Genomic DNA, 26019 nt, shown 5'->3' with positions numbered 1-26019 from the left:
AATGAAGATTCTAGCAACTATAAGGTCAAGCGAAATGAGTTCGACCAAATACACAGTCGGTGATCTGGCGAAGGCGACTGATACCAAAGCGGTGACCATCCGCTATTACGAGCAGGTCGGCCTCCTGCCTTCTGCAGGGCGTTCAGCATCAGGCTATCGCTTCTACACCGACGAGGAGCGCGACCGTCTATTGTTCATCCGACGTAGCCGCACACTGGGCTTCAGCCTTGACGATGTTCGAGAGTTGCTGGGCTTTGCGGATAACCGCGACGCTTCCTGCGCCAGGGTGGACGCAAAAATCGAGGGGCAGTTAGAGCAGGTTCGAATGCGCATCCGAGACCTGCAAGGCTTGGAGGTGGAGTTGGAGCGTTTGATTGCTTGTTGCGAGGGCGGCGTGATCGAGCAGTGCCGTATTATCGAGTCGATGTCCAATCCCCGTTAAGGATGCTAACCGGCCACCCCACAATTTTGGCGGGAGTCCTGTTGAATGAACTGATCATTTATATCGACTATGTGGTGGTTTCGACTCCGTCTTGGCGGTATCAAGAGTCGCAGGTGCAATGACGTAACGCACGCCGTTGAGGGATGAACCAACGCTTGGGCTTTGATGCCTATACCGGCTAGAGCGTTTGCGTTGATCATAGTGATTGACTCTCAGATTCAGTGATAGTCATAGAAGTGGGCATGCTGCTGCCCGTTATTTCCGTCCACACTGTTAACTGTGGCAGGATTAAAATGACATGCCTTCAGACACCTGAATCAGCATTTCTTCAACTAGATGTGTGCCGTGAGACGTAGTGACCATTGCCAGTGGGCTTTTTCCCAAAAAACGGGCTTTGGGTTTGGAAAGCCATTGTTTGGCCTTCCCTTCGTCCCCGAACATGATCTCGGCCATGGCGGTAATGTGTGCGAACCGGAACAGGCGATCGCTCTCATCCGACGTTAAAAGCTGATCGCTTGCCAATTTTGTTTTGAGCGTTTTGGGGTGAATGATTATGTCGCGTTCTTGCGGATTTACGGTGCCATCAGCACAAAGCGATGAAATCAGGCCGGCCGAAAAGCCAGCTACTATCATGTCGTGAATGTCTTGATCCGAAGCGTTGGAAGGGATATGGAGATACGCAGCCAACCGCTTGCGGTAAGCATGATAGGCATCCTCACGCAGGACTCCAGCAAACATCGGCCGTACTGATATTGCACTGTTCATGGGCGTCAGCACTAATGTGCCATTCGCTATCGTTAGCTCTAAATGATCACCAACACCTAACCCCATTTGGTCAAGCAACTCTGGAGGTAGGTCAATGATGATGTCGCCAGTACCGTCCTCAGTATTCTGGCACTTGACTATCCAATGCTCGCTCATGATTGTCCGGCCCTCATCCGCGACTAGAGAATGACACACATCATTATGCTCGGGCGCAGAGCTGACCAAAGGAACGTGCACTCCTCCAGTAGACATGCACTGCCGCTGCTCGAACGCCGGATAGCGAGTGCAACAGCAAAAAATGGGGCAATGGCTTTGCCGCCTTTCCACCGTCACATGGTTACGAGCTTGGTAACCGTCCGGCCAAGTCATCTACCCAGCCCTGCAAAGCGAAGACATGGTGTGCACTTAAATTAAGTGGACACCAGTTCTAGCCTTTTAAGCGGGTATTTCATGCAGCCAACACGCCGTTCCTATTCCAAATCCTTTAAAGCCCAGATCATTCAAGAGTGCGCCCAACCAGGCGCTTCGGTTGCCAGCGTCGCGCTCGGTCATAGCCTCAACGCAAACCTCGTCCACAAATGGATTCGGCTGCAAGCGCAGAAAATCCCGGCGCCGCCACCTGCATTTATTCCGTTAGCCATGCCGCTGGCCGGGGCGAACTCCCATCCAGCATCATCGAATATCTGCGTTGAAATACAGCACCCGCGCGGCATCATCAAAGTGAACTGGCCCACTGAAAGTGCTGCCGCCTGCGCGGCTTTTCTTCGAGATATTCTGCGATGATTCGCATCGACTCTATCTGGCTCGCCACCGAACCGATGGACATGCGCGCAGGCACCGAAACGGCGCTAGCCAAGGTGATCGCGGTGTTCGGTGCGGCGCAGCCGCACTGCGCTTATCTGTTCGCCAACCGTCGCGCCAATCGCATGAAAGTGCTGGTGCATGACGGCTTCGGAATATGGCTGGCGGCGCGCCGGTTAAACCAAGGCAAGTTCCACTGGCCTGGCATTCGCCATGGTTCTGAGATGGAACTGGATGCCGAGCAACTTCAAGCATTGGTGCTGGGGCTGCCATGGCAACGCGCAGGTTCTGGAGGCTCGATCATACTGCTTTAACGGCTGCCATTAGCCTATCGGTCTATCGTCGCGAAACGCCTGCTCTGGCAAAGTCCGGCGTATGACTTCTTCGCCCAATCTCGACCAACTGTCTCCCACTCAACTGCGCGTCCTCGCAGCGCAGTTGCTCTCGCAAGTCGACACTATGGGCAAGAAAATCAACCGTGATCAAACAGTCATTGAGAAAGTGACCCATGAGATCGCCCAGCTCAAGCGTTTGAAGTTTGCCAAGCGCAGCGAGCAGATGAATCCTGAACAGGCCAGCCTGCTAGATGACCTGATCGATACTGATATCGCGGCGATTGAGGCCGAGCTTCAGGCGTTGCAAATAGCACCAACGGCGACCGAGGAAAAGCAAAAGCCCAAGCGCACGGCATTGCCGGCAGAATTTCCGCGAACGTTGATCCATCACGAACCGGACAACACTCACTGCCCATGCGGCTGCGCCCTCAAGCGCATAGGTGAGGACGTTAGCGAGAAGCTGGACTACACGCCCGGCGTGTTCACCGTCGAGCGCCATGTCCGTGGCAAGTGGGTCTGCGATAACTGCGAAACGCTGATCCAGGCACCGGTTCCGGCGCAGGTCATTGATAAGGGCATCCCGACTTCGGGCCTGCTCGCACAGGTCATGATCGCCAAGTTTGCTGACCATCTGCCGCTTTACCGTCAGGAATCGATCTTCGGTCGAGCGGGCCTGGCGATTCCACGTTCAACCTTGGCTCAATGGGTTGGCGTGACCGGAGTTCAGTTGCAGCCGCTGGTCGATGCGCTGCGCGAAGTAGTGCTTGGGCAACAAGTCATCCACGCAGATGAAACACCGGTGCAGATGCTCATGCCGGGAACAAAGAAAACCCATCGCTCCTATGTGTGGGCCTACGCTACCAGCCAGTTCTCGGATGTGGCAGCGGTGGTTTATGACTTCAGCTCCAGTCGCGCCGGAGAGCATGCTCGCAACTTCCTTCAGGACTGGAAGGGCAAGTTGGTCTGCGACGATTTTGGCGGCTACAAGGCCAGCTTTGAACTCGGCGTGACAGAGATCGGCTGCATGGCCCATACACGGCGCAAGTTCTTCGAACTGCACGCTACGAATAAAAGCACGCTCGCCGAGCAAGCCCTGCGCTATATCCAGTTGTTGTACGAAATCGAAAGAGAAGTCAGAGACCTGGAGCCGGATTTACGGCGCCGAATACGGCAAGAAAAAGCCGTACCGGTGATGGATAGGCTGCATGCCTGGATGATCGCGCAGCGTGATCTTGTGCCCGAAGGTTCGGCCATCAGCAGAGCACTCGATTACAGCCTTAAACGCTGGGCAGCGCTGTCGCGCTACCTCGATGACGGGGCGGTTCCCATTGATAATAATTGGGCGGAGAACCAGATCCGGCCATGGGCTCTTGGGCGCAAGAACTGGCTCTTCGCCGGGTCGCTACGCAGCGGAAAACGGGCTGCGGCGATCATGAGCTTGATCCAGTCAGCACGGCTGAATGGCCATGATCCGTACGCCTATCTAAAGGATGTTCTCATGCGCCTGCCGACGCAGCGCGCGAGTGAGATTAACAAGCTGCTGCCGCACATGTGGGCGCCTGTTTAATCGCGCAGGGTGTCTGCCCTGGCATCTACATTTTGCGCCACACCAAAGCAGGAATTGCTCGGATGTAAATTAGTTCGCTGACCAACTCAATCAGCGTTTGAGTAATGACTGCTGCCGCAGCGAGCCCTCTGATTTCCTCGGGCAAGGCCAATGCCAATGGCAGAACCACTAATGAGTTTCGTGTCGAACTGCTGAAAGCGACTGATCTTGCCGTGCTGGCCGGTAACTTAAACGCCCGAGCCACCAGCGCACCTACCACCGGTGCCAAGAGCGTGAAACCAATGTAGGCGGGAATAACAGGCAGCAGCTTGTCGATGTCTCTGACCACCGTTGAAATCTGAGCGCCGATCACTACGACCAATACAGCCGCCATAGCCGGTACAGGCATCCAGGCCCATGCGTTGTTCCAGCTTTCAACGATGCGTGATCTCTTTGCCCCGGCAGCTGTTGCTACCGCTAAGACCAAAGGCAAAGCGATCAGCATCACAAAGGCCTCAACAAATGGGCCTATAGAAATGACCACTGTTGAGTCGTTACCCAGCATGAAGGTCAGGTACACCGGCAGCAGCACAAGCTGCATCAAAAGAAGCAATGGGGTGGCCGCCAGAGTGAGTTTGGAGTCGCCTTTACCGATATGGGTAAAAACCACCACATAGTCGATACAAGGCGTCAGCAAGACCAACAGGGCACCCACCAAAATCGCCGGGTGATTGGTTATCCCCATCGTCAATGCCCAAACCAGCAAGGGGATGGCCACGAAGTTGGCTGTGAGCAGCGCTGCCATGAAACGCTTATTTGCGAGGCCATTACGGAGATCCAAGAACGGGATCTGTAGAAACATGGCGTACATCAGCACTGCGATGGTGGGTGTCACCGTCGACCCTAATGCTTCAGACGCATTGGGGGCGAGCAGGCCTCCGAGGGCCGCGACAATGACCGCGACGAAGTAAATGGGAATCTGGTTAGTCTCTAGCTGTTCTCTGTCCACAAAATGCCCTTCAAGCGCGTGAAATTATTTTCTGAAGACAGGTTAATATCTGTAGCTGCTACAGGTTCAAGAAAATGCTTGGGGAGTTTGCATGTCAGGAATCGGGGCGCTGTCGAAATCAACGGGTTGCCACATTGAAACGATTCGCTACTACGAGAAAATAGGCCTTTTACCTCCCGCCCTGCGGTCGACTGGGCGGCATCGAATCTATACTGAAAAGCATCGATCAAGACTCGTCTTCATCCGGCAGAATCGTGAATTGGGTTTCCCGCTCGAAGATATCCGAGAACTCATCGCGCTCGCAGCAGATGCTGATCGTCCGTGCGCTGACGCGCTTTCGGTGGTCAAGAAGCACCTAGCGGAAGTAGAGTCGAAGGTAGCAAAGCTTCAGCAAATCCGGGTAGAGCTGCTCTCAATGGCAGGTATGTGTGAGTCAACATGCCTAGGTTTGAACACTCCAGACTGCACGATTGTTGAGTCACTTTTTGAACCTGCTGCTGGGGTTCGCTCTGGTTGCTGCTCCTAGACGAGTCAAGAGCATAGGGGGAGCAAGCTGCCATCGAAACCGAATAGCGCGATAGCCTCGACAGGGTGTTTCGAGCGTCCGTCTACACCAAACGGGCTGGTACAAGATGTGTTCGGCAGACGCTTACCGAGCTTGAGCGTGATCTGGCAACTACACGAAAAGGATATGACATGAACCCTGATGAGCTTTATGTTTCCGTCGACGTCGAGACTTCTGGACCTATACCAGGCGAATACAGCCTGCTTTCCATTGGAGCTTGCCTTGTAGATCAACCTGCCACGTCCATCTATCTTGAACTACGACCTGACAGTCCAAAACACGACCCAGAAGCACTGGCAGTATCGGGGCTGAGTCTGGAGAAGCTGGAGCGCGAAGGACTCACTCCGCAACAGGCGATGCTGACATTTGGTGAATGGCTGAAATCATCCTGCCAAACGGGGCAGAAGGTCATTTTCGTAGGACTCAATGCACCGTTTGACTGGTCATTCGTCAACTACTACTTCCACAAATACTTGGAAACCAACCCCTTTGGTTTTACCGCTATCGACATGAAGGCCTACTTCATGGGAGCTGTAGGTTGCAGCTGGCAGGAAACAAAATCATCCAAGATGACCGCTGCGCTGAAGCCACTCAGCGAACCGAACCATAACGCATTGGATGATGCTCGCTTTCAGGCAGAGCTCTTCGCGCTAATGCTGGCGGGTAAGGGTAACCGCTGACGCCTCCCATGGCACTGACTTGAAGCTTATCTAAGCCAAGTTGCTTCAACATATCTGCCGCCCCTGAACGACCAAGCCTTGATGCCTTCTGGTTTTTCGGACTTGCCAACGATAACGGCTATTGGGTGCGGTAGATCCTGCGTGTAACGCGCAGCAAATCTGGAGAAACTTCCTATGTCTGCCGGAGAAATCACCGGAACAGATTGGGGATGCGTATGCCAATAGCCCACCAGACGTAACCCTTGTTCGTTGGCAGCTTGGATCTCCTGACGGCACCGCTCCGCATCCAACTCTAGCCAAGACCAGCCTGACCGATCGGCGCGATGAGGCAACGTGGCCAAGGCCAGCAGCAACCCTTTCGGATTAACCGGGTTGACGAATAACTGTCCCCCTCGCTCCACGCCAAAGAGGCCCTGCCGATGACTATCCAAGATGTCCGCGACAGCTTGCGACACCAATAGCTCGGAATCCACCTCCGCCCATCTCCAGCGCCAAGCGATATCCGTCATACCATTTCATCCTTATGTTCCGGCCATCCGCGCTCGAGTAGGAGTTGCTGCGCCCCCTCTGGAAGTTTGGGCCCATGGTATTGGCCTCCTAGGCTCGGCACATCTTCAGGCCTGTAGATACTGCTGACCCAAGATGCAGTGGTGATGTTGCAGGTCAATGCACGTAAAGCCGTGTGCGACACCATAGAGGCGATATTGGTCATCCCCAGCGATCCGCCTGGAATAAAGCTCTCCCCACAAGCGGGCAGTGGAACCACACCTCCTCCCGGCCACTCGGTAAACTTATGAAGAAAATCGCCGATGTCCGTGAATAAATGACGGCCATCAAAGGTACCGGCTGGTGCGAATAGCGCGTGGCCTACCTGGGTATACGGTTCGCTCCAGGCTTGTAAAAGTCCCCAAGAAACGCCGCTGGATTTGGCTCGCCATACAGTGACCTCCGACTGCCAGTCCGCTGTCGTAATCACCACAAGATCTGCGTTATCGAACACTTCTGGTTTGCTGCTCATAACTACTTCGGCGAAAGTCGAATAAGCGGTGCATTCTGTAGTCGGAAGATCTAACAGAATCTTGTCCCTCAACGCTGAGGCTTTCAGTCTCCCTAGGCTATCCGCTCCCAGAACGTGCCGCCCCAGATTGGCTGACACCAAAGTGTCAGGATCGATGAGGGTAAGGTGGCCGACACCGGATCGTGCCAATTGTATTGCCACCGCACTGCCTAATGAGCCAACGCCAACACAAACGACTCGAGCATTTTCAAGGTGCTGTGCAGTGCCACTTATATCGCGGGACAGAATGGACGCTCGATCAAGCACGTCCAGGGCAGTTGCGCGGACAAGTGCCGGAGGATGTGCATTTGCGATAGCTGGCCGCCGGCGCGCTGTACGCAAGCCGAATTTTGCCCCCCGCTCCTGCTGTACGCCGAGCGAGCGCACATTGAGACAATATGTTGGAGCACCTGCCCCTCCTGGAAGCTCCAGAACAATCCATCGACTCGCCAACGTTCCATGCAGCTCAAACCATGCCAGCAATTGCTCGGCATCGTCAGGTTGAAGGTGTGGCTTTAGCCACAGCAATAAATCTTCTGGATCCGGGGTGCGGATATCCGGATAAGTCTGAAGCTTGACGTAAAAACCGGGAGTTTCGGCCGCGCGAATGACAGCGGAGCGCCCGACAACCCGCCGGTAATGCCCTTTGAGTGCTGCTACATTCGATGCTAACCAAACCGTTTCCTGACCGGATGGCACAGCCCGGCGCGGATCGCTGAGCGCAAACAACTGCGAGGCAGTCTGAGGTCGATCCAACAGTAAGAGGTTCTGGAATGACTGACCGTGCTGAAACGACCAGTAGGTAGTGATCTCATTCTGAAATTCGATATCGCGCGTTGCCTGGCTTGATCCCATCTTGGACAACGAAACAATCTGGGCCAAGCGAGCAAGGCTGTCCTCTACCACGACCTCTGGGGAGCCCATGATGGGGCGTTCCTGAAAGCCATGAAGGCAAAGCCCCGACTTGGTGGCATGCGGCCAAACCAGCCATGGAGAGGGTTCGACGTTCAGCCGCAAGAGTCCACGGGGAAAGTTGGAGGGGAAACCAATACGCAGACGCCGCTCCTGCCCCGTGTAATCGATGGGCAAGGGGAAGTGAAAGCACGCCGCTTCGTCAGCCCGCATGGGTGCGAGCTGGAGCAATGCATCGGCTGCATCCTGACCTAGGGTATTTCGCAGCGCGGCGATTCCGCGCTGCAATGGCGTCTTAAGAGGATCAGCCAAGGCGTCCAACTGGCTTTACGCTCGACTGAGAGGTTCCGCCACCGCTGGCCCCTCCGAAGAGCGAACCCATCGAAGCAGAGTTTCGAGTAGTGCCATCCGGTCGGCCGGGCATAGTCCAATTCGCAGGGATCTCATTGTTCACTGCCGTAATGAATGCCGGTGCAATACCGAAATTCTTTTTCACTGCCTCGGCAAAGGAATCGTTGGATTCAAAACTTTCCAAACCCAATGAAACAGATGCACTGGCGTCCGCATGCCATTTGGCAAATGCTTGGCGATAGCCTTGCCCCTCGCCCGGTCGATTCCACTTCTCTGCAAAGTTTTCGCCGTTATCGGCAGGGTTGCAGACATAGCAGTCGCTACCTCTCTGCCCGATGTGCTGCGGCATCCTGCGAACGATTTCCAAAATTGCATCGAGCGGTGCCAGAGGCTTCGCCTGCGACTCCTTTACGACATCCAGGTATGCGTGCGTGGCCAGGGTGGTGATGACCGCAGATATTGGGCGAGTATCAGCGCTCCTTGTCTTAATGGCCCATTCATCGCGATGCCGCTTGAGCAGCTTAATGGTTGCACGCAGGGGATCTTGATCGATGTAATCCTGATAATGCGGCAAAGGATCTTGTGTCGCGGCATCAAGCATCCGCTGGCTTTTGGCAACTACCAAGCTTTCCAGAGAGATCTCTTGGGCAGAAGCAACCTGCAACCAATTCGAGTAAGGGATAGGGCTGCTTGCTTTCCACCCTGTGACCCGATCCGGAACCTCCAGCTTACCTTCGCCGTTTGCTTCGCCATTTCCGTTGATCGCGCGGGCAGGCGTGACATCGATGTGGAAACCTGGATTTTCGTCGGCATAAACGATCCGGATGCCACGACGTAATTGCTTAACTTCTTCTTGGACGCGGGAGCCTTCCCTAAAACGCTGCTCAATCGCTTCTAGAACTTCCTTCGCACTAGCGCCTTGAGCGTGAGGGAGCCAGATAATCGCGTCCGCATCAATGGTGTCCAGATCCGCAGGCGCGCCGGGGATTGGCTTGATGGTCGTTTTCAGCCGCATCGAGCCTTGCACAAAGATATGGGCCTCAGCGAGCAGCGGGTTGTCGGAAGCCGAGAGGATTTTTTCCAGTTGGGAGTAGCGGTCATTAATTTTTTCGTACTGCGCTTCCGACAGCGAGATTTCCCGCGCAGCGCGAAGCAGAAAATATTCCCAACTGCTGCGCTTGGTCTGTTCGTTGCTCAAAAGCATTTACCTAGCCTCCTGGGCCACCAAGCCCAATTGCAGTGTTTGCGTAAACCGATCTTGGTTTTCTTTGTCCCGATCGAAGATCAGGTATGTATGTTGATGCTGTGTTGTGAGCAACGCGCCAAACTCGATGGCCAATGCCGCAGGAATGGCGGCGAAGACGTGGATAGGGTCAGGAGTCAGAGCCTCAAGCTGGCTCAGTCGTATTTGAAGTGCGTCACGAAAGGCATGAATCACCCGACGGTTTTGTACCATCGCATAGCTTGGCTCTGGGATCGACAGCTCTGCAATACGTGCACCGGGCAGAGCTTCGGCCACGTCGCGAACTGGAACTTGCGCAGAAATGGAGAGCACAAGCGCCAGTGGCCCGTCGCCGTCGGGGGGAGGTGTAAACAAAAAAGCGGGCGGCTCAGCGGACTGATCTGGCCAGCGCAAAAGATGCTCGCGGTGAAAGGAGAAGATCAAGCGCTTGGAACGGTCGCCGATACTCTGGCCCAACATCATCAAAGCCGGAATGTCGGCCAAGCCGACTACTGCTAGCGCAGGCGAGTCGCCATAGGTGCCGCCGCGACGCTTGAGTTGCTGCTCCAGCTCATACTGGACGCTGTCTTTGACGTTCTGCCAATAGGTAGTGTCCCTGCCACGTGGTCCGGGCGCAGCGAAGGTGATTTTGATGCCTTGATCGAAGGCGGTTAATCCCTCGGCGGACATCGCAGTCAACAGATCGCGAACGGGGATATCGTTGATCGTCTGAAAATGCTGACTCTGGACGATGAGCGGAATGGCTCTGCCACCATCGGGGGTCGTTGCCGCGAGCCGGATGCGTTCCAGGTACGCTTGGTGTAAACCACTCAAATCATTTTCAGGATACCCATCTGCGTCACGATCAATTTTGTCATGACAACCTGGGCACAGGAGCATCAGATTAGCGGTATTGTTTGTGTGCGCCTCAGCATCATGATCCGCGCGTCCCCGAGGGCCTTTGGGACTGGCGGGCAGGATATGCGCCACTTCGCCCCATTTCATTGGCTTGCCGGCACGATAATCGAACGTCAGATCCGTGCCGCACAGTTCACAATGACCAGCGGTCTGTGTCCATACGATCCGCTTCGTCTCATCATTTGTGTTGAAGCGCCCGCTTGCGGGTTTAGCGTCTTCTTGTTCTGCCATTCCGACCTACCCCAGAGAAACATCCATGATTGAAAACGATGATGGCAAGATAAGATCATATTAAGGTCATTCGCCTCGATTTCAAGAGTGATCTGAGGGTGACGAATGCTGAGTCGGCTTTGAGCAGGATGCTGTTTGTGGCTCATCGAAACACAGTAGGGCAGCGTTCGTTTTTCTGGCAAGTGCTGGTGGGTAACGGCACTGACCACAGCGTATGTATCGAAATTAGCGAGTTTATGCAAAAGACATAAACTTGCTAATTTCGATACATACCGCGCGTAGGACTGATGAAAACGGGCTGTGCAGTTCAAACGAGGCTGCAAGCGCAGCCCCTTTTGTATGCATTTTTACGCGTCAGTGCTTGCCAGGCTCAACGGACAAGTGTCGACGACGCATGAGGTGATAGGCCGCCGGGATCACAAACAGCGATAGCAAGGGCGCCGTAACCATACCTCCAATCATCGGGGCGGCAATGCGGCTCATCACCTCGCTGCCGGTACCGCTTCCCAAAAGTATTGGCAACAAACCAGCGATAACCACCGCAACGGTCATGGCCTTGGGTCGAACGCGCTGCACAGCGCCTTCACGAATCGCGGCCATTAACCCGTGTTCTGTGTTGTCACCGAGGTCTTGACGCTCGGCCCAGGCATTTTTCAGGTAGAGCAGCATGATCACGCCAAATTCTGCAGAAACACCGGCCAAGGCGATAAAGCCGACCCCGGTGGCGACCGACAGGTTGAATCCCAACAGATAGAGAAACCATGCCCCGCCCGTGAGAGCGAATGGCAGCGTGGCCATAATCAGCAAAGCCTCATCAAGGCGTGCAAATGTCAGGTAGAGCAACACGAAGATGATCAACAGCGTGGCAGGCACCACCAGTTTGAGTCGTGCGTTGGCCCTTTCAAGAAACTCGAACTGACCTGAGTAGCTTAAGCTCATGCCGGGCTGCAACTTTACCTGCTCACTGACGACCCGGCGTAGATCGGCCACCACGGAGGCAATGTCCCGGCCATGCACGTCGATGTACACCCAGCCTGAAGGCCGTGCGTTCTCACTCTTGAGCATTGGCGGCCCGTCGTTGACCTTGATCTTCGCCACGGTGCCAAGGGTGATCTGGCTGCCTAGTGGGGTGTAGATCGGTAACTGCTCCAAAGCACCGAGCGAATCCCGCCACTCCCGAGGGTAGCGGACGTTGATTGGGAAGCGTGCAAGCCCTTCAATGGTCTCGCCGACATTTTCACCGCCGATAGCGCCGGCCACGATCGACTGCACATCGGCGATATTCAGTCCGTAGCGGGCGGCGGCTTTTCGGTCGATATCCACGTCGATGTAACGCCCACCGGTTAATCGCTCGGCCAAAGCCGAACTGACACCGGGTACGCCCTTAGCCACTCGCTCGACCGCCTGAGTCGCGGCATCAATCTCCGTCAGATTGGTGCCGGCAACTTTCACCCCAACAGGACTCTTGATCCCCGTAGCCAGCATGTCGATACGGTTGCGAATCGGCGGTATCCAGATATTGGTCAGCCCAGGAACTCGCACCACTCGATCCAGCTCTTCCACTAGCTTTTCCTGAGTCATGCCTGGACGCCAATGCTCCTGCGGCTTGAACTGGATGGTGGTTTCGAACATCTCCAACGGCGCCGGGTCGGTGGCAGTTTCAGCACGACCGGCTTTACCAAAGACATGTTCGACCTCCGGCACGGTCTTGATCAGGCGGTCGGTCTGTTGCAGCAGTTGCGACGCTTTCTGCGCCGACAATCCCGGCAGAGCCGAAGGCATATAGAGCAGGTCGCCCTCGTCCAACGGTGGAAGAAACTCGCCACCCAAGCGCGACATTGGCCATAATGCGCTGATAAAAACCAGCAACGCGACCAGCAGCGTGATCTTCGGTCGTCGCAAGACTGCATCCAGAGCCGGCTGGTAGATCCGGATGAGCCAGCGGTTCAACGGGTTCTGTTGTTCACTGGGAATTCGTCCCCGAATCCAGTAGCCCATCAACACCGGCACCAAGGTCACTGACAATCCCGCCGCCGCGGCCATGGCGTAGGTCTTGGTGAAAGCCAGCGGGCCGAATAGCCGCCCCTCTTGCGCTTGCAGGGTGAACACCGGAATGAACGACAGCGTGATGATCAACAAACAGAAGAACAGTGCTGGTCCTACCTCCGCCGCCGCTTCAGTCATCACGTGCCAATGACGTTCACCTTTCAGTTCCTCCCCAGGATTGGCCGCGTGCCAGGCCTCAACCTTCTTGTGCGCGTTTTCAATCATCACCACGGCAGCGTCGACCATGGCGCCGACGGCGATGGCAATCCCGCCCAGGGACATGATGTTGGCGTTGATCCCTTGATAGCGCATCACGATGAAGGCAATCAGTACCCCCACCGGCAGGGAGATGATTGCCACCAGAGATGAACGCAGGTGCCAGAGAAAGATCCCGCAGACCAACGCGACGACGATGAACTCTTCGATTAGCTTGTGGCTGAGATTTTCCACGGCGCGGTCGATCAGCTTGCTGCGGTCGTAGGTGGTGACGATTTCCACCCCCGCCGGCAAGCTGCTTTTCAACTCGTCGAGTTTGGTCTTGACCGCCGCAATGGTTTCGCGAGCATTCTTGCCGCTGCGCAGAATTACCACACCGCCAACCGTCTCGCCTTCGCCGTCGAGTTCGGTGATGCCACGCCGCATTTCCGGACCCAACTGGATCGTGGCGACATCGCTAAGGGTCACCGGCACACCGCCCGATCCCAGCTTGAGTGGGATCGCCCGAAAATCATTGAGCGTTTTCAAGTAGCCGGAAGCCCGCACAATGAACTCGGTCTCTGCCATCTCTAGGACGGCGCCGCCGGTTTCCTGATTGGCCTTGCCGATCGTTTCGGTCACCTCGGCCTGCGTGATACCGAGGCTGGCCAATTTGAGTGGATCAAGCTGCACCTGGTACTGCTTGACCATCCCACCCACGGTGGCCACCTCGGCAACATTGGGCAGAGTCTTGAGTTCGAACTTGAGGAACCAGTCCTGAAGTGCACGAAGTTGCGCCAGATCGTGTCCGCCACTGCGATCTACCAGCGCGTACTGGAAAATCCAGCCAACGCCTGTCGCATCTGGCCCCAACGCCGGTTTGGCGCTGGCCGGCAAGCGACTTTGTATTTGGCTCAGGTACTCCAACACCCGCGAGCGGGCCCAATACAAGTCAGTACCGTCTTCGAACAGCACATAGACAAAGCTGTCACCAAAGAAGGAGTAGCCGCGCACGGTCTTGGCGCCAGGCACCGAAAGCATGGTGGTGGCCAACGGATAGGTCACCTGGTTCTCGACAATCTGCGGTGCCTGTCCCGGATACGGGGTGCGGATGATCACCTGAACATCGGAGAGATCCGGCAGCGCATCAATGGGCGTGCTCTGCACCGACCAGATGCCCCAAGCCGTGACAAAAAGTGTCGCCAGTAGCACCAGGAATCGGTTGGCCACTGACCAGCGAATCAGGGCGGCGATCATGGCTGGCTCCCCGATTTGTCTAGACGCTCAACACGCAGGCCATCGTCGGTCTGACTCACCGCAACCCGAACCTTATCGCCCGTTTTGAGGCCCAGCATCAGCGCCGGAGTAGCGAGTGGGAACGTCATCGTCATGCCAGGCATGCCCAACGTTTTGAAGGGACCATGGGCGAGTGTGACTTCTTTGTCGTTGATCTCAACGATCTGCCCATCCGCCTCATGAAAACTGGAGACTGCTGCGCTGGGTGGTGACTCTTCCTCCGAGCTTGCAACGATGCCCTTGAGACTGGCCTCCGAGTCGAGCAGGAACTGGCCAGAGGTAACCACCTTCTGGCCCTCTTCCAGACCTTTCAAGATCGCCGTCTTGTCATCGTTTTCCTGCCCGATCAACACTTCAACAGGACGATAGCGGCCAGCGTCTTCAGCAAGCATCACCAGAGCACGTCGACCGGTGCGAATGACGGCCTCGCTCGGCACCCACAACACACTTTGCTCCGTTGAACGATTGAGGCTCACTCGTGCGGTCATACCCGGCCTGAGACGGCCTTCTGGGTTGGGTAACTCGACGCGTACGCGAAGGGTGCGGCTATCCGGATTGGTTTCCGGAAGAATCGCGCTGACGACGCCCTTGAGCACAACCCCAGGGAACGCGGGCAAATGCGCCTCTGCCGTTTGCCCCATGAGGATCGATCCAGATTCAGTCTCCGGAACGGCCAAGGCCAGCCAGACGCTACTCAAACCATTAACGCGTGCCAGTGTCTCGCCGGCGGCCACCGTCATACCCTCGCGCACATTGAGCTCTTGCAGCACACCACTAATAGGGCTGGTGAGGGTCAGGTTTGGTTGGACTTTGCCACTGCGCTCTACTTGAGCAATTGATGCCGCCGGCATCCCGGTGAGCCGCAAGCGCTGGCGAGCCACTGCCAGCAAGCCTGTATCGCCACTGCGCTTGAGTGCGAGAAATTCCTCCTGAGCCGCAGCCCACTCAGGTACAAGGATATCCGCCATGGCGGCATTGGCTTTGATCACGTCGCCAGGAGCATGGGCATACACGCGCTCGACGAAACCCGCCGTACGGGCTTGAATGACGGCGACGTCCCGTTCGTTGAAAGCCAACACTCCGACAACGTCCAGACTCGAAGCAAACACACCTCGACTGACGGTAGCCAGTCGCACACCGAGGTTCTGGGTCAGGCTTGGATCAATGCGAACAGTGTCACTGTCCCCCTTGCTATCCGCGTACTGAGGGACCATTTGCATGTCCATGAAGGGCGACTTACCCGGCTTATCGAATTTCTGTTGTGGGTACATGGGGTCGTACCAATACAGAACTTTGCGATCGACTGATGACTCAGGCTTCTGCTCCGGTGCTGCATCCGGTACCGAGCTCACCCTCGGTTGGGCCAACCAGTAACCACCGGCAACCCCCAAAGCAACTGAGATGCTGACAACAAATACCCCTTTCCGTGTTCTAGAGATCATTGAGCGGACTCCCCATAGGCGAAATACAGGCGAGCGCTGGTGAGAGCACGCTGCTCTTCAACATCAATCTGCTTGAGACGGGCTTCGATAAGCTCGCGCCGAGCAGCCACGACGGAGTTCAAATCGCCTTTGCCGGCGCGGTAGCTGGCCATGCTGAGCTCGACCTTCTCCTTGGCCAGAGGCAGCAGACTGTCCAGGGTTCGGCGAACGGCACGATTCAAGCGTTCATAATCGGCCAGATCGTCCTCCAGTTGCTGGGTATGCTTGCGTGACAGGGCTTCCCGCTCGGCCTCTAGCTGGTTGAGTTCAGCGTGCTTGGCCGCAATTTTGGGGTTTTGCCGAGAGTCAGGAAACAGTGGTAGATCCCAGGAAAATTGCACGCTGACCATGTCGCCGAACTGTCGGCCGCGATTCTGATAGTCGACTTCCCAGCTCCAATCCGACTGTTTTTCCGCTTCGGCTTCACGGACCTTGGCTTGCGCTTCGCGGGTCATTGGCGCAAAAGCTGCCAATTCTGGGTGATGTTGCAGCTTATGAGAGTAGTCAGAGGCTTCGACAGGCCATTCAGGCAAGCTGCCCACAGGTTTGTCATTGGCGGCTGGTCCAATCCAGCGCTTCAGGGCAGCTCGGGCCTGCGCTCTCTGACGAATCAGATCGTCCTGCTGCTCTTCCAGTTGTGCCGCTTCCTGTTTGGGCGTTACTGCATCAGCAGGTTGAGCGCGGCCACCGGCAATTTGTGCCCGGACGGTATCGGCCAGCAGACGGTTTTCTTTGTAGAGGTCCTGAAACAGAGTGTCTTTACGCTCAACCGAGTAGCTGTTGATCCAGGCCAACGCCGTGGCCTGACGAACCTTTAGACGTTCGACCCGGCGCTCAGCGGCGGCGCGTTCAATGGCCGCATCAGCGACCTCGATTCGGGCTTTGCGCTTAGCGCTGCTGGGCATCTCCTGACTGACTCCGACCATTCGCATAGTCATGAAGTCTTGGTCGATGCTCCAGCGATCCGGCCCCCCAATGGGGTAGTTCTGTACGCCTAGCAGCAACTTGGGATCGGGTAGTTCACCAGCGGGGATGGCCGCACTACTGGCAGCCTGAATTTTCGCGTCTTGTGCAGTCAGCGACGGCGCATTGTTTTCAGCCAGCTGCAAAGCTTCATCGAGTGTCAATGCGGCAGCGAGACTCGGCAATGCCAGTACGCTTGCCGCCAGGCCGGCCACGAGGGACCACCCTGTGCAATAGCACTTGGAGTTCATGTTCACGATTCCTGTGATGATCCACTGCGCGCTTCATCAGACATGCACGCAGATATGCCATCCCGCTAACGCGGAATGAGGCTCAGTGTGGTACAGGAATCAAATGCGGGGCGGTCGCCATACCCCTGAAGGGGTTTGGACAGGATGGGAGTCTATGGAGATGGACGCTTCGAGGGGGCTAGATAGGGGGACCAGAGGCTTGATGATAGAGACTTGCAGCATGCCGCCGGTCTTACACTCCTGGCCCGGCTTGCAGGGTTTACCATGCTCGGTGGGACTTTTCATGTCATGGCAGCAGTCTTGGCCCATGCCGTCCATCATCGCCATGCCCATGGTTTGCATGGGACACGGCTCTGTCGGCGCCTGAACACCCGCCATCCCACTGAGGGGAAGCGCCAAGCTAATCAGGAATATCAGGCAAAACCGTACATAGCGTGTCATGGACTGAAGTGTAGCCAGTAGAAATGGTGCTAACAATCCCGTTCCCGGCTTCTTGGTTAGCTGCCAGAAACCTCTATTGCGCGCTCATTTCCATTTCAGGACTTAGCGTGCCTAACCATGCGACCAGACAGATGATGAGGATTGCCATCAGGAATTCGAATTTCATGCTGCGGCGCAAGGCATTAACCGCTACAGAGTATTGACCATTGCGAACTGAGCGCTCCAACTGCGGGCTTAAGTGAAAGCGGTTCAGTGTGGCTAAAACGATCATCCCGGCAAAGAGCAGGATCTTCAAAAACAGCAGCTGACCATAGGTACTCAGCATGACCTCATCAAGGTTTGGACCGACGATGAAAAGGTAATTCACGACTCCCGTTACGCTTATGATCGCAACAATCACACCGCCGGCCGACTCAAAGCCAGTCAGCACGCGGGCAAGAATTCGTGCTTCCTCCTCGCCCTTCAGCGATTTCAACCGCAGCAGTAGAGCGAAGGCCGCTAGAGCACCCAACCAGCCACCTGCCGCTAATAAATGGAAAATATCGCTCAGAAAATGCCAGTAGCGGCGGCTGCCTTCGTCCATGGCACCGTGCCCTGTCCAGGCTAGCGTGGCCAACGCGATTGCTCCACACACGGTGACGATCCAGAGGCTGGGTGTCGGAAATCGTTTGTTCAACGCGACGCCCATAATTGCCCCAACCAAGGCGGCTATTCGGACCATCCAGGTCAACCCAACGTCGGTGCCCATGATGACCATTTCAAAAATGTGGTGATGTAGCTCCATAAGCTCCGATACACCGCTCATTGCTTTCGCAAGCAACAACATCGAGGCAAGGGACAGAGCTACACCTGCAACAGAAGTACCGTAAAGAAGCGACTCAAAATTCAAGACCGTGCCCGATACCCTTTCTTTTCCCCTGAGACTGTACAAGCCAAATATGGCCAATCCAAATAACAACATCAGGTCAAAATAGAGAGCAAAGCGAACCACAATATTTATTGAGTCGCTCATGGATCATTTCACTTTGAAGGAAAAGTTGCCGGTGATCGGGTGGGTGTCCGAGGAGACTGCACGCCATTCAACTTTGTAGGTACCGGTCGTCAGAGGTGCAGCCGGCGTAATCACCATCGTTTTCGGATCACCGCCAGCAGCGACGGCGGCCTTTACACCCATTGGAGAGTTCGGCATGCCAGGCATATCAGTCATGATCAGTTTTGCACCGGAAAACTGAGTGGTGAGATTCTCGGAAAAGTGCAGTTCAATTTTCGAAGGGGCCGCCGCATCCGAGCCTTCCGCCGGAGTGGAAGAAAGGAGCTTTGGATGTGCTTGAGCTACGGCACTCAGAAGCAAACCAGCAGTAAGTGCAACAGCTACGGTCGTAGTTTTAAGGAATGACATGCAAGACTCCTCACAGCAAGAGCTGTTGATTTGAGGTTTGTTTGGGAAGAACTAGTTTGTAATTTTCAATTTAAAACCACTGATGGTTAACTCGGAGCTTCCATCTCTAGTGCAGGTTGAACACGAAAATCTCGCTAAGCCCCAACGTCACAGTGCAAGAACACGATGCCACACGAACGCAAACTGTTCGATTACATTTCAGTCAGCTTGACACGCTGTTTGGGATCGAATTGGCGAAGGTCGCAAGTCTTAGAAACGAGACCGCACGCCGCAAATACTGGGGTATTCACTCATTCAAAAAATTACGAAACTGGATGCAGGCCCAAGTCGCGCTAACGCCGTTGATCACAAATGCGGCATTGCTCAGCTGACCTGCAAGTCAACACTAGGAAACTCGAGATGAAAGGCCGTTTTACCGTCACATGACGTACACCAGATTTTGCCATCATGCGCCTCAATAATTGATCGGGTAATCGACAAACCTAGCCCTGCGTTGCTTGGGCTTCCTTCCCTGCGCGCTGGGTCCACGCGATAAAAACGATCGAAGAGCTTTTCAAGATGTTCGGGGGCAATGGGTTCACCCTGGTTCTCCACGACGACCAATACCGACATCTCCTTCTGGAGGATTTCGACACTGATCATCTTCCCTTCCGAGGTGTAGCGAAGCGCATTAGAGAGCAGGTTAGATATAGCTCTGTGGAGCATAAGGACATCGCCTCGGACGCTGCCCCTTCCTGAAACCTTCAGTTCTATCCCTCGCTCATCTGCCAAAAGACGGTAGTATTCAAGCAGTTTCTCCACGACTTCCACCAAATCTATTGGTTTGTTCTCGTGGGTGATCAGACCATTGTCTGACTTCGCCAGAAATAGCATGTCATCAATCATCCGACTCATACGCTTCAAGTCATCAAGATTTGAGTACAGGTTGTCTTCGTAGTCTTCTATATTCCTTTTTCTTGAAAGCACGACTTCGGTGTGGGTCATCAAGTTGCTTACAGGAGTCCGTAGTTCGTGGGCAATGTCTGCGGAAAAATTCGATAACCGGACAAATGCATCGTCGAGTCTGGACAGCATTGCGTTAAAGGACAGCACCATTTGCTGAAGTTCTTTAGGAACAGGCGCTAAAGGGATGCGCTCTTTTAGTGATTTTGCTGACATAGAGGCGGCGACCCGCGTGACCTGGCGAATAGGCCGCATGCCACTGCTTGCTACCATCCAGCCAAGCGCCGCACTGACCAGCGCGCTAATTACCAGCCCTATCCAAAACCAGCGCTCAAGCGTCTCGAAAAAGGACATATGCTGAGTAACGTCAAAGATCAAAATGACTGTCAACGGCTTGTCTTGCCCCGTCACAACGGCTTGTGCTGTCACGCCACGGAACATCTGCTCTTGCTCCCGCCACTCCCAGACGTTGTTGTTTGTGGTTGTGCGGAACTCCTTCGGAATATCTACCGGACCGGGATCTGCGAACAGCAGCTTGCCTTCACCATCGATTATTAGGGCCGTCAAATCCCGGTGAGCACCCAGCAGCGCTTCCAGCTCAGGCTTAAATTCGCTGAATTGATCGATGGTGTTCAACCCGGACAAAATTCTCTGGGTCGAGTGGAGCTTTTCGTTCAATGCCTGCTGATCCAGCATCTTAAAGTGATGCCGACTGAGGTTGTTGAAACTAAGTCCGGCGACCGTAAGCACGGCCGTTACCGCGAGCATGAACATCAGACTCATGCGAGTTGTCAGGGACATCCGATTCATTCCGACTCCGAATCAGGCGCGTCTAGCATGTAACCCATTCCCCTCGAGGTATGAATCAACTTGACCTCAAAGTCGTCATCTATCTTGGCCCTCAACCGTCTAACCGCAACCTCGATAACGTTGGTGTCGCTATCGAAGTTCATATCCCAAACCTGGGAAGCGATAAGTGACTTTGGCAGCACCTCCCCACGACGTCGCAGCAACAGCTCAAGCAACGCAAACTCTTTGGCCGTAAGGTCGATGCGCTTACCTGCACGAATGGCCCGACGCTTGAGTAGGTCCACCTCCAGATCAGCCAATTTCATGTAGGTTTGCGAAGGCGCGCTGTTACCGCGACGCAGCAACGTTCTGACTCGAGCAAGCAATTCAGAAAATGCGAAGGGTTTGATCAGGTAGTCATCTGCGCCGAGTTCAAGTCCTTTAACTCGATCTTCAACGCGGTCTCTCGCTGTGAGAAAGAGTACGGGGACGTCTTTCCCGGAAGCGCGAACCTTCTGCAGAACTTCCCAGCCATCCAATCCAGGCATCATGACGTCGAGAATCAACAGGTCATACGCTTCGCTCAAAGCGTGCTGAAGCGCCTCTTTTCCATTAGTAAAACGATCAACATTGAACCCCGCCTCGGTGAGTCCTTGCTGCAAATAGATACCTATTTTTGGTTCGTCTTCAGCGACAAGAAGTCTCATGAGGTCGTTCTCTGATAGTGATGAAGCGGAGTCTGCAACGAAAACCGGCAGCCAACCAGCAACTGACAGAAAAGTAATATTGGCTTCAGGTAGATGTCAGCGAGCGCTGTCTAGGGTTCAAGCATGAGTACTTCCTAGTGCTCGACCGACTCTTCAGCATGAAACGTTTAGGAGCCGGAAAACAATTCCATAAGGAGTTGCCCCATGAATCGCCTGAAAATTCTGTTTTTTGTGAGCTCAATACTCGTCTCAGCTTCTGTATGGGCTGAAAGTGGCGGAGACCGGGTTATAGAGCGTATGGAGGGTCTGCGCAACAAGGCAGAAGCTGTCCTGATACAAGCTGAAAACGCTCCTGAAGGTCAGCGTCATGTCCACATGACTGAGCATATGAAGATGCTGGGAGAGCTCATGAGCCAACTCCATAAAGATCATCCAGACGCCTCAATGTCTCCTCAGCAGCACCTCGCCTGGATGGAAAAGCACGACAAAATCGTCGATGACGTTTTGAACCAAATGCAGCGCGAGCACAAATTGATGCTTTCAGAGAATCATCAGTGAAAACCGGCTTCCAATGGGCTTTTTGAACAGTAACGTTAAATACGGCGTCATTTGGACGCCGTGCTTTTTTGAAAACTGACAGAAATGTAGTGTTCAGGTCAGTTAACTGGCAGCTCCATGTCTTTAGCATAGCCAGTGCTCCCACTCCTCTTACTCTCGAGGTCACTATGAAAGCTAAGCTCGTTACCCCTGTCATCGCAGCAATCACTCTCCTCTTCGGTGCTACGGCTATGGCCAGCGCAGGGCATGGGAAAGAGGACATCGGCCAGCCTGGAGTCGCCTCTCAGGTTACTCGTACGGTGGAGGTCGAGATGGGCGATATTTTCTTCAAACCTGAAAGCATCGACGTTAAGCCTGGTGAAACCATTCGATTTGTCCTTCGCAATGATGGTTCGCTGCTGCACGAGTTCAACATCGGCAAAGCCTCTGCTCATGCAGCACACCAAAAAGAAATGGCAAGCATGTTCCAGAACGGGACGCTTAACCCCACCGGTACCGGAAAAACGATGAGCGGTATGAGCCACAGCATGGGTGGAATGAAGATGGTCGGAATGGAGCACAACGACCCGAACAGCGTCCTGATTGAGCCTGGCGCAACCCAAGAGCTGATCTGGACCTTCAACAACAGTACAGGCCTTCAGTTTGCCTGCAATGTGCCCGGACATTACCAATCGGGAATGGTCGGTCAGTTTGACCTGAAATAAGCCTAAGCCGGCTTCTCCCACCGCTTCGACACAGGAGTTGGCTACGCTCTGTTGCAGAGTACACAGTGAGGCTTAGATCATGAGTAACCATCAGCGCCTGGATGGAAACACCACCGCACCATATTGGAGGCGCAAAACAGGCGTTGTCCTAATCATGCTCATTGCGATTGGTGCCTTCTACGTGTTGCGGGAGCATTTCAGCCACGTTTATCCATTTTGGCCTTATCTGATTCTGTTGATCTGTCCATTAATGCATTTTTTTGGACATAGCCATGGCGGACATAGCCATGGCGATCAGGCAGCAACCCACAAGGACAAAGAAGGGAAATAGACATGCCTAACATATCGAGCCACCACGACCACAGTCACGCCCATGCTGCTCCGCTAAATGACGATGATCTACGTGACCCGGTGTGCGGAATGGCAGTCACTTCATCAAGTAAATTTGGTGAGTCTTATCAGGGACAGAAGTATCAATTCTGTAGCCTGAAATGCCAGGAGAAGTTTCGAGCTGATCCTGAACGCTTCAGCAGTAATGTTTCGAGCGCCGAGTCCCGCGTCACCACTCCAGAGCCTGCGGTACAAACAGGCACTGAGTTTACCTGTCCGATGCACCCGGAAATACGCCAGCCCGGACCCGGCAACTGCCCTAAATGTGGCATGACATTAGAGCCGGTCATACCCGCGCTCGATGAAGAAGAAAATCCTGAACTCCGGGATTTCGCCCGCCGCTTTTGGTGGTCGCTGCCATTAACCGTGATAGTGACCTTGCTCGCCATGGCGGGACACACGTTACAACTTTTCCATGGCCCGATCCAAAACTGGATCGAGCTGGCTCTGGCGACACCGGTGACCTTGTGGGCAGGTTGGCCTTTTTTTGTCAGAGGCATAGCATCTATTAGAAATCGCAGCCCAAATATGTGGACACTGATTGGGTTGGGTACCGCCGCAGCATACCTTTACAGCGTCATGGCAACGCTCTTACCTCAAAGCTTTCCGGCCACCTTCATGCAAGATGGACGCATCGGCGTCTACTTCGAAGCCGCAGCGGTCATCATCTCACTCACCTTGCTTGGGCAGATTCTTGAGCTCAAAGCACGATCGCAAACCTCCGCCGCCATCAAGTCCCTTCTCGGCCTGTCGCCCAAGACAGCACGCCGGATCAATACCGATGGACAGGAAGAAGACATTCCTCTCACCCATGTCCACCTTGGAGACCATCTACGGGTCAGACCCGGTGAAAAGGTTCCAGTTGATGGCTCAGTACTGGAAGGTGAAAGTGCGGTGGATGAGTCCATGCTTACTGGCGAACCAGTGCCGGTAATGAAGAGAGCTGGAGATAGTCTGATCGGTGCCACGCTCAATACACATGGGAGCTTAGTAATGGAGGCGCAGAAGGTCGGCGCCGAGACCATGCTGTCACAGATCGTACAGATGGTCGCTCGGGCTCAGCGATCCAAAGCACCAATGCAACGAATGGCCGACTCGATTGCCGGCTACTTTGTGATGGGTGTTATCGCGATTGCGATACTGACATTTGTTGGTTGGGGGCTTTTTGGCCCTGAGCCCAGCTGGGTGTTTGGTCTGATCAACGCTGTCGCCGTGCTGATCATCGCTTGCCCCTGTGCGTTGGGTCTTGCTACGCCCATGTCGATCATGGTTTCGACAGGTAAAGCAGCCAGCATGGGCGTGCTGTTCAGGGATGCCAGTGCCATCGAAAACCTATGCAAGATCGACACACTGATTGTCGATAAGACAGGCACCCTGACAGAGGGACGGCCAGTGTTTCACAGTGTGGAGGCCACACCCAGTTTCAATCCCCACGATGTTCTTCAGCTTGCTGCCAGCCTTGATCAGGGCAGCGAACATCCCTTGGCTCATGCAATCGTCGATCACGCCCGAACCGAGAACATTAAGCTCACCAAGCCAGGATCCTTTGAGTCTGGTTCAGGTATCGGGGTCAGTGGCATCGTTGATGGCAAGAAGATCCAACTGGGGAACACCGCGTTGATGGAAGCCGCAGGTGTCAGCACCAAGCCCCTACAAAAGCGTGCAGAGTTGTTGCGACTTGACGGCATCAGCATCATCTACCTCGCAGTCGACGGGGTATTGGCAGGGTTGTTGGCAGTATCAGATCCGATTAAGCCGACCTCCAAAGAAGCAGTCACCAAGCTCAAGGCTGATGACATCAAAATCATCATGGCTACTGGCGACGGGCTCACCACCGCTCGGGCTGTCGCCAGGGAGATGGGGATTGAAGAAGTCCACGGTGAAGTGAAACCTCAGGACAAGGAGCGTCTGGTCGCAGACCTTCAGCAAAACGGCCGGAAGGTCGCCATGGCCGGTGACGGTATCAACGATGCACCAGCCCTGGCGCGAGCAGATGTGGGCATTGCCATGGGGACAGGGACTGACGTTGCGATGAATAGCGCGCAACTCACGCTAGTAAAAGGCGACCTGATGGGGATTTTGCGAGCAAGGGCTCTTTCGGTCGCAACAGTAAAAAACATGCGGCAAAACTTGGGTTTCGCCTTTCTTTACAACTCGATGGGTATCCCCCTTGCCGCAGGCTTGCTCTATCCACTGACGGGACACCTCTTGTCGCCAATGATCGCTGCCATAGCCATGAGCGTCAGTTCTGCATCTGTAGTTTTCAATGCATTGAGACTGAGGAATACCCGAATTGACTGAACTTCAAAATTGCAGCGCACTTGCCATGCGTTTGCATAGAACCTGACCAGTCATTCGCATTTGACTGATCTGTGATTGAGAATTTGACCAACCAGACATCAAAGCTGAGGGGCTCATAACGACCCAAAGCGGTAAATCTGGGCAAGGGACTACCCATGTGTTTTCTTCAGTCCTTCAAGCGCACACTCGCCCTTTGCACAGCGGCCATTTTTTCAGGCCGCTTCATGCGTTTCCATTTTCTGATGTCTTCCTTGCTTCGCCCACAGCTCATACACAGATCACCACTGAGTTGACAAACTGAGATGCAGGGATTCTCGATTTCTTTAGCCATTGTCAGCCACCTTTGGACACACGTATTGAGTCAGGCGGGTGTTCCAGTAACCTCCGTGAGTTCGCTGACACTCCTCCTCAGAGTCGAAGTGGACGCTGTGGTCTGAAGGGGTCAGGACGATGTCGGCCTCCTTCAACGCGATAGCCGTCAGCTCAAAGATGCGCGCCTTCGCGTCAAACAAGGCGAGCTTTCTATCCGCCAAGGTTTCGAATACCCAGATGACCTTCAGGGTTTCAGCCAGCGCGTTGAGGTCAGCGGTATGGGTGAGCCAGATAAAGCCTTTGATTTCACCTTTTGCTGTTTCACACGCTTCGGTGAGCCTGGTATCAACCGGCGTTCTATCCGCGCCAGTTCGCGTTTCCCTGGTGGCATTGCGGGTTCCTTTGGAGAC

At 54.6% G+C, this 26019-nt stretch carries 25 protein-coding genes and 1 pseudogene; 10 read left to right on the top strand and 16 right to left on the bottom strand.

Going from position 1 to position 26019, the window contains the following annotated elements:
* Nucleotides 1-34: 34 nt before the first annotated feature.
* Nucleotides 35-442 carry a helix-turn-helix domain-containing protein gene (locus KVQ82_RS00305; RefSeq protein ID WP_042562261.1) on the top strand — a complete coding sequence of 136 codons (408 nt, stop codon included), beginning with the start codon at nt 35-37 and terminating at the stop codon, nt 440-442.
* Between the two features lie 288 nt (nt 443-730).
* Here KVQ82_RS00305 and KVQ82_RS00300 read toward each other — a convergent pair whose 3' ends face one another.
* Nucleotides 731-1363: an antitoxin Xre/MbcA/ParS toxin-binding domain-containing protein gene (locus KVQ82_RS00300; RefSeq protein WP_080963325.1), complete on the bottom strand. Its 633-nt coding sequence runs from the start codon at nt 1361-1363 to the stop codon at nt 731-733.
* Nucleotides 1364-1657: 294 nt separating this feature from the next.
* On the opposite strand from KVQ82_RS00300, the gene KVQ82_RS00295 reads away from it, so the two are divergent.
* From KVQ82_RS00295 to KVQ82_RS00285, 3 genes are all read left to right on the top strand, one after another.
* Nucleotides 1658-1990 carry a transposase gene (locus tag KVQ82_RS00295; RefSeq protein WP_108184288.1) on the top strand — a complete coding sequence of 111 codons (333 nt, stop codon included), beginning with the start codon at nt 1658-1660 and terminating at the stop codon, nt 1988-1990.
* Nucleotides 1987-2322 carry an IS66 family insertion sequence element accessory protein TnpB gene (tnpB, locus tag KVQ82_RS31440; protein WP_042561913.1) on the top strand — a complete coding sequence of 112 codons (336 nt, stop codon included), beginning with the start codon at nt 1987-1989 and terminating at the stop codon, nt 2320-2322. The genes KVQ82_RS00295 and tnpB overlap by 4 nt, the downstream gene beginning before the upstream one ends.
* A gap of 61 nt (nt 2323-2383) precedes the next feature.
* Entirely contained in the window at nt 2384-3910 is a 1527-nt protein-coding gene (locus KVQ82_RS00285; protein WP_047297381.1) for an IS66 family transposase, read from the top strand.
* 25 nt (nt 3911-3935) lie between these two features.
* On the opposite strand, the gene KVQ82_RS00280 is transcribed toward KVQ82_RS00285, so the two are convergent.
* The gene (locus KVQ82_RS00280; protein WP_108184780.1) at nt 3936-4898 is read right to left on the bottom strand and encodes an arsenic resistance protein; all 963 of its coding nucleotides are present in this window, start codon (nt 4896-4898) and stop codon (nt 3936-3938) included.
* Between the two features lie 91 nt (nt 4899-4989).
* Here KVQ82_RS00280 and KVQ82_RS00275 point away from each other — a divergent pair, with 91 nt between their 5' ends.
* Nucleotides 4990-5424: a helix-turn-helix domain-containing protein gene (locus tag KVQ82_RS00275; RefSeq protein WP_080896083.1), complete on the top strand. Its 435-nt coding sequence runs from the start codon at nt 4990-4992 to the stop codon at nt 5422-5424.
* A gap of 170 nt (nt 5425-5594) precedes the next feature.
* Nucleotides 5595-6143: a 3'-5' exonuclease gene (locus tag KVQ82_RS00270; protein ID WP_010565120.1), complete on the top strand. Its 549-nt coding sequence runs from the start codon at nt 5595-5597 to the stop codon at nt 6141-6143.
* Nucleotides 6144-6169: 26 nt separating this feature from the next.
* On the opposite strand, the gene KVQ82_RS00265 is transcribed toward KVQ82_RS00270, so the two are convergent.
* From KVQ82_RS00265 to KVQ82_RS00215, 12 genes are all read right to left on the bottom strand, one after another.
* Nucleotides 6170-6652, bottom strand: coding sequence for a Mov34/MPN/PAD-1 family protein (locus KVQ82_RS00265; RefSeq protein ID WP_042556859.1), 483 nt, complete (start codon nt 6650-6652; stop codon nt 6170-6172).
* Nucleotides 6649-8433, bottom strand: coding sequence for a ThiF family adenylyltransferase (locus KVQ82_RS00260; protein WP_047297383.1), 1785 nt, complete (start codon nt 8431-8433; stop codon nt 6649-6651). The genes KVQ82_RS00265 and KVQ82_RS00260 overlap by 4 nt, the downstream gene beginning before the upstream one ends.
* Nucleotides 8417-9667, bottom strand: coding sequence for a nucleotidyltransferase (locus tag KVQ82_RS00255; protein ID WP_047297384.1), 1251 nt, complete (start codon nt 9665-9667; stop codon nt 8417-8419). The genes KVQ82_RS00260 and KVQ82_RS00255 overlap by 17 nt, the downstream gene beginning before the upstream one ends.
* Nucleotides 9668-10834, bottom strand: a complete 1167-nt coding sequence (locus tag KVQ82_RS00250) for an SAVED domain-containing protein (protein ID WP_042556862.1) — start codon at nt 10832-10834, stop codon at nt 9668-9670.
* A gap of 354 nt (nt 10835-11188) precedes the next feature.
* Nucleotides 11189-14332 (bottom strand): efflux RND transporter permease subunit, encoded by a 3144-nt coding sequence (locus KVQ82_RS00245; RefSeq protein WP_042556863.1) that lies wholly within the window; start codon nt 14330-14332, stop codon nt 11189-11191.
* Nucleotides 14329-15813 carry an efflux RND transporter periplasmic adaptor subunit gene (locus tag KVQ82_RS00240; RefSeq protein ID WP_042556864.1) on the bottom strand — a complete coding sequence of 495 codons (1485 nt, stop codon included), beginning with the start codon at nt 15811-15813 and terminating at the stop codon, nt 14329-14331. The genes KVQ82_RS00245 and KVQ82_RS00240 overlap by 4 nt, the downstream gene beginning before the upstream one ends.
* Nucleotides 15810-17066: a TolC family protein gene (locus KVQ82_RS00235; protein ID WP_042556865.1), complete on the bottom strand. Its 1257-nt coding sequence runs from the start codon at nt 17064-17066 to the stop codon at nt 15810-15812. Before KVQ82_RS00235 ends, KVQ82_RS00240 begins: the two co-directional genes overlap by 4 nt.
* A 99-nt stretch (nt 17067-17165) precedes the next feature.
* A complete protein-coding gene (locus KVQ82_RS31435) occupies nt 17166-17507 on the bottom strand; it encodes a hypothetical protein (protein ID WP_080896087.1) in 342 nt (113 codons plus the stop codon).
* 73 nt (nt 17508-17580) lie between these two features.
* On the bottom strand, nt 17581-18519 hold the full coding sequence (gene copD, locus KVQ82_RS00230) for a copper homeostasis membrane protein CopD (RefSeq protein ID WP_042556867.1): 939 nt from the start codon (nt 18517-18519) through the stop codon (nt 17581-17583).
* Nucleotides 18520-18522: 3 nt separating this feature from the next.
* Nucleotides 18523-18906, bottom strand: a complete 384-nt coding sequence (gene copC, locus KVQ82_RS00225) for a copper homeostasis periplasmic binding protein CopC (RefSeq protein ID WP_042556868.1) — start codon at nt 18904-18906, stop codon at nt 18523-18525.
* A 363-nt stretch (nt 18907-19269) separates the two neighbouring features.
* The gene (locus KVQ82_RS00220; protein ID WP_042556869.1) at nt 19270-20658 is read right to left on the bottom strand and encodes a heavy metal sensor histidine kinase; all 1389 of its coding nucleotides are present in this window, start codon (nt 20656-20658) and stop codon (nt 19270-19272) included.
* The gene (locus KVQ82_RS00215; protein WP_042556870.1) at nt 20655-21344 is read right to left on the bottom strand and encodes a heavy metal response regulator transcription factor; all 690 of its coding nucleotides are present in this window, start codon (nt 21342-21344) and stop codon (nt 20655-20657) included. The genes KVQ82_RS00220 and KVQ82_RS00215 overlap by 4 nt, the downstream gene beginning before the upstream one ends.
* A 204-nt stretch (nt 21345-21548) precedes the next feature.
* Between KVQ82_RS00215 and KVQ82_RS00210 the strand changes: the two genes are divergently transcribed.
* The 4 genes from KVQ82_RS00210 to KVQ82_RS00195 all read left to right on the top strand — a co-directional run bounded on the left by KVQ82_RS00210 (nt 21549) and on the right by KVQ82_RS00195 (nt 25297).
* Nucleotides 21549-21902: a co-regulatory protein PtrA N-terminal domain-containing protein gene (locus KVQ82_RS00210; RefSeq protein ID WP_042556871.1), complete on the top strand. Its 354-nt coding sequence runs from the start codon at nt 21549-21551 to the stop codon at nt 21900-21902.
* Nucleotides 21903-22069: 167 nt separating this feature from the next.
* Nucleotides 22070-22606, top strand: coding sequence for a plastocyanin/azurin family copper-binding protein (locus KVQ82_RS00205; RefSeq protein WP_042556872.1), 537 nt, complete (start codon nt 22070-22072; stop codon nt 22604-22606).
* A gap of 79 nt (nt 22607-22685) precedes the next feature.
* A complete protein-coding gene (locus KVQ82_RS00200; protein ID WP_080895976.1) occupies nt 22686-22937 on the top strand; it encodes a DUF2933 domain-containing protein in 252 nt (83 codons plus the stop codon).
* A 2-nt stretch (nt 22938-22939) separates the two neighbouring features.
* Nucleotides 22940-25297 carry a heavy metal translocating P-type ATPase gene (locus tag KVQ82_RS00195; protein WP_080895977.1) on the top strand — a complete coding sequence of 786 codons (2358 nt, stop codon included), beginning with the start codon at nt 22940-22942 and terminating at the stop codon, nt 25295-25297.
* Between the two features lie 166 nt (nt 25298-25463).
* Here KVQ82_RS00195 and KVQ82_RS00190 read toward each other — a convergent pair whose 3' ends face one another.
* Together KVQ82_RS00190 and KVQ82_RS31430 are read right to left on the bottom strand one after the other, a co-directional pair.
* Nucleotides 25464-25628, bottom strand: coding sequence for a DUF1289 domain-containing protein (locus KVQ82_RS00190; RefSeq protein ID WP_080895978.1), 165 nt, complete (start codon nt 25626-25628; stop codon nt 25464-25466).
* A pseudogene (locus KVQ82_RS31430) lies at nt 25621-26000 on the bottom strand (hypothetical protein). The gene KVQ82_RS00190 and the pseudogene KVQ82_RS31430 overlap by 8 nt, the downstream one beginning before the upstream one ends.
* Between the last annotated feature and the right edge of the window lie 19 nt (nt 26001-26019).

Source organism: Pseudomonas sp. AO-1, from assembly GCF_019775695.1.
GTDB lineage: Bacteria > Pseudomonadota > Gammaproteobacteria > Pseudomonadales > Pseudomonadaceae > Aquipseudomonas > Aquipseudomonas parakoreensis.
Note: the sequence above shows the minus strand (reverse complement) of the source record. Positions and strands in the feature narration are given on the sequence as shown.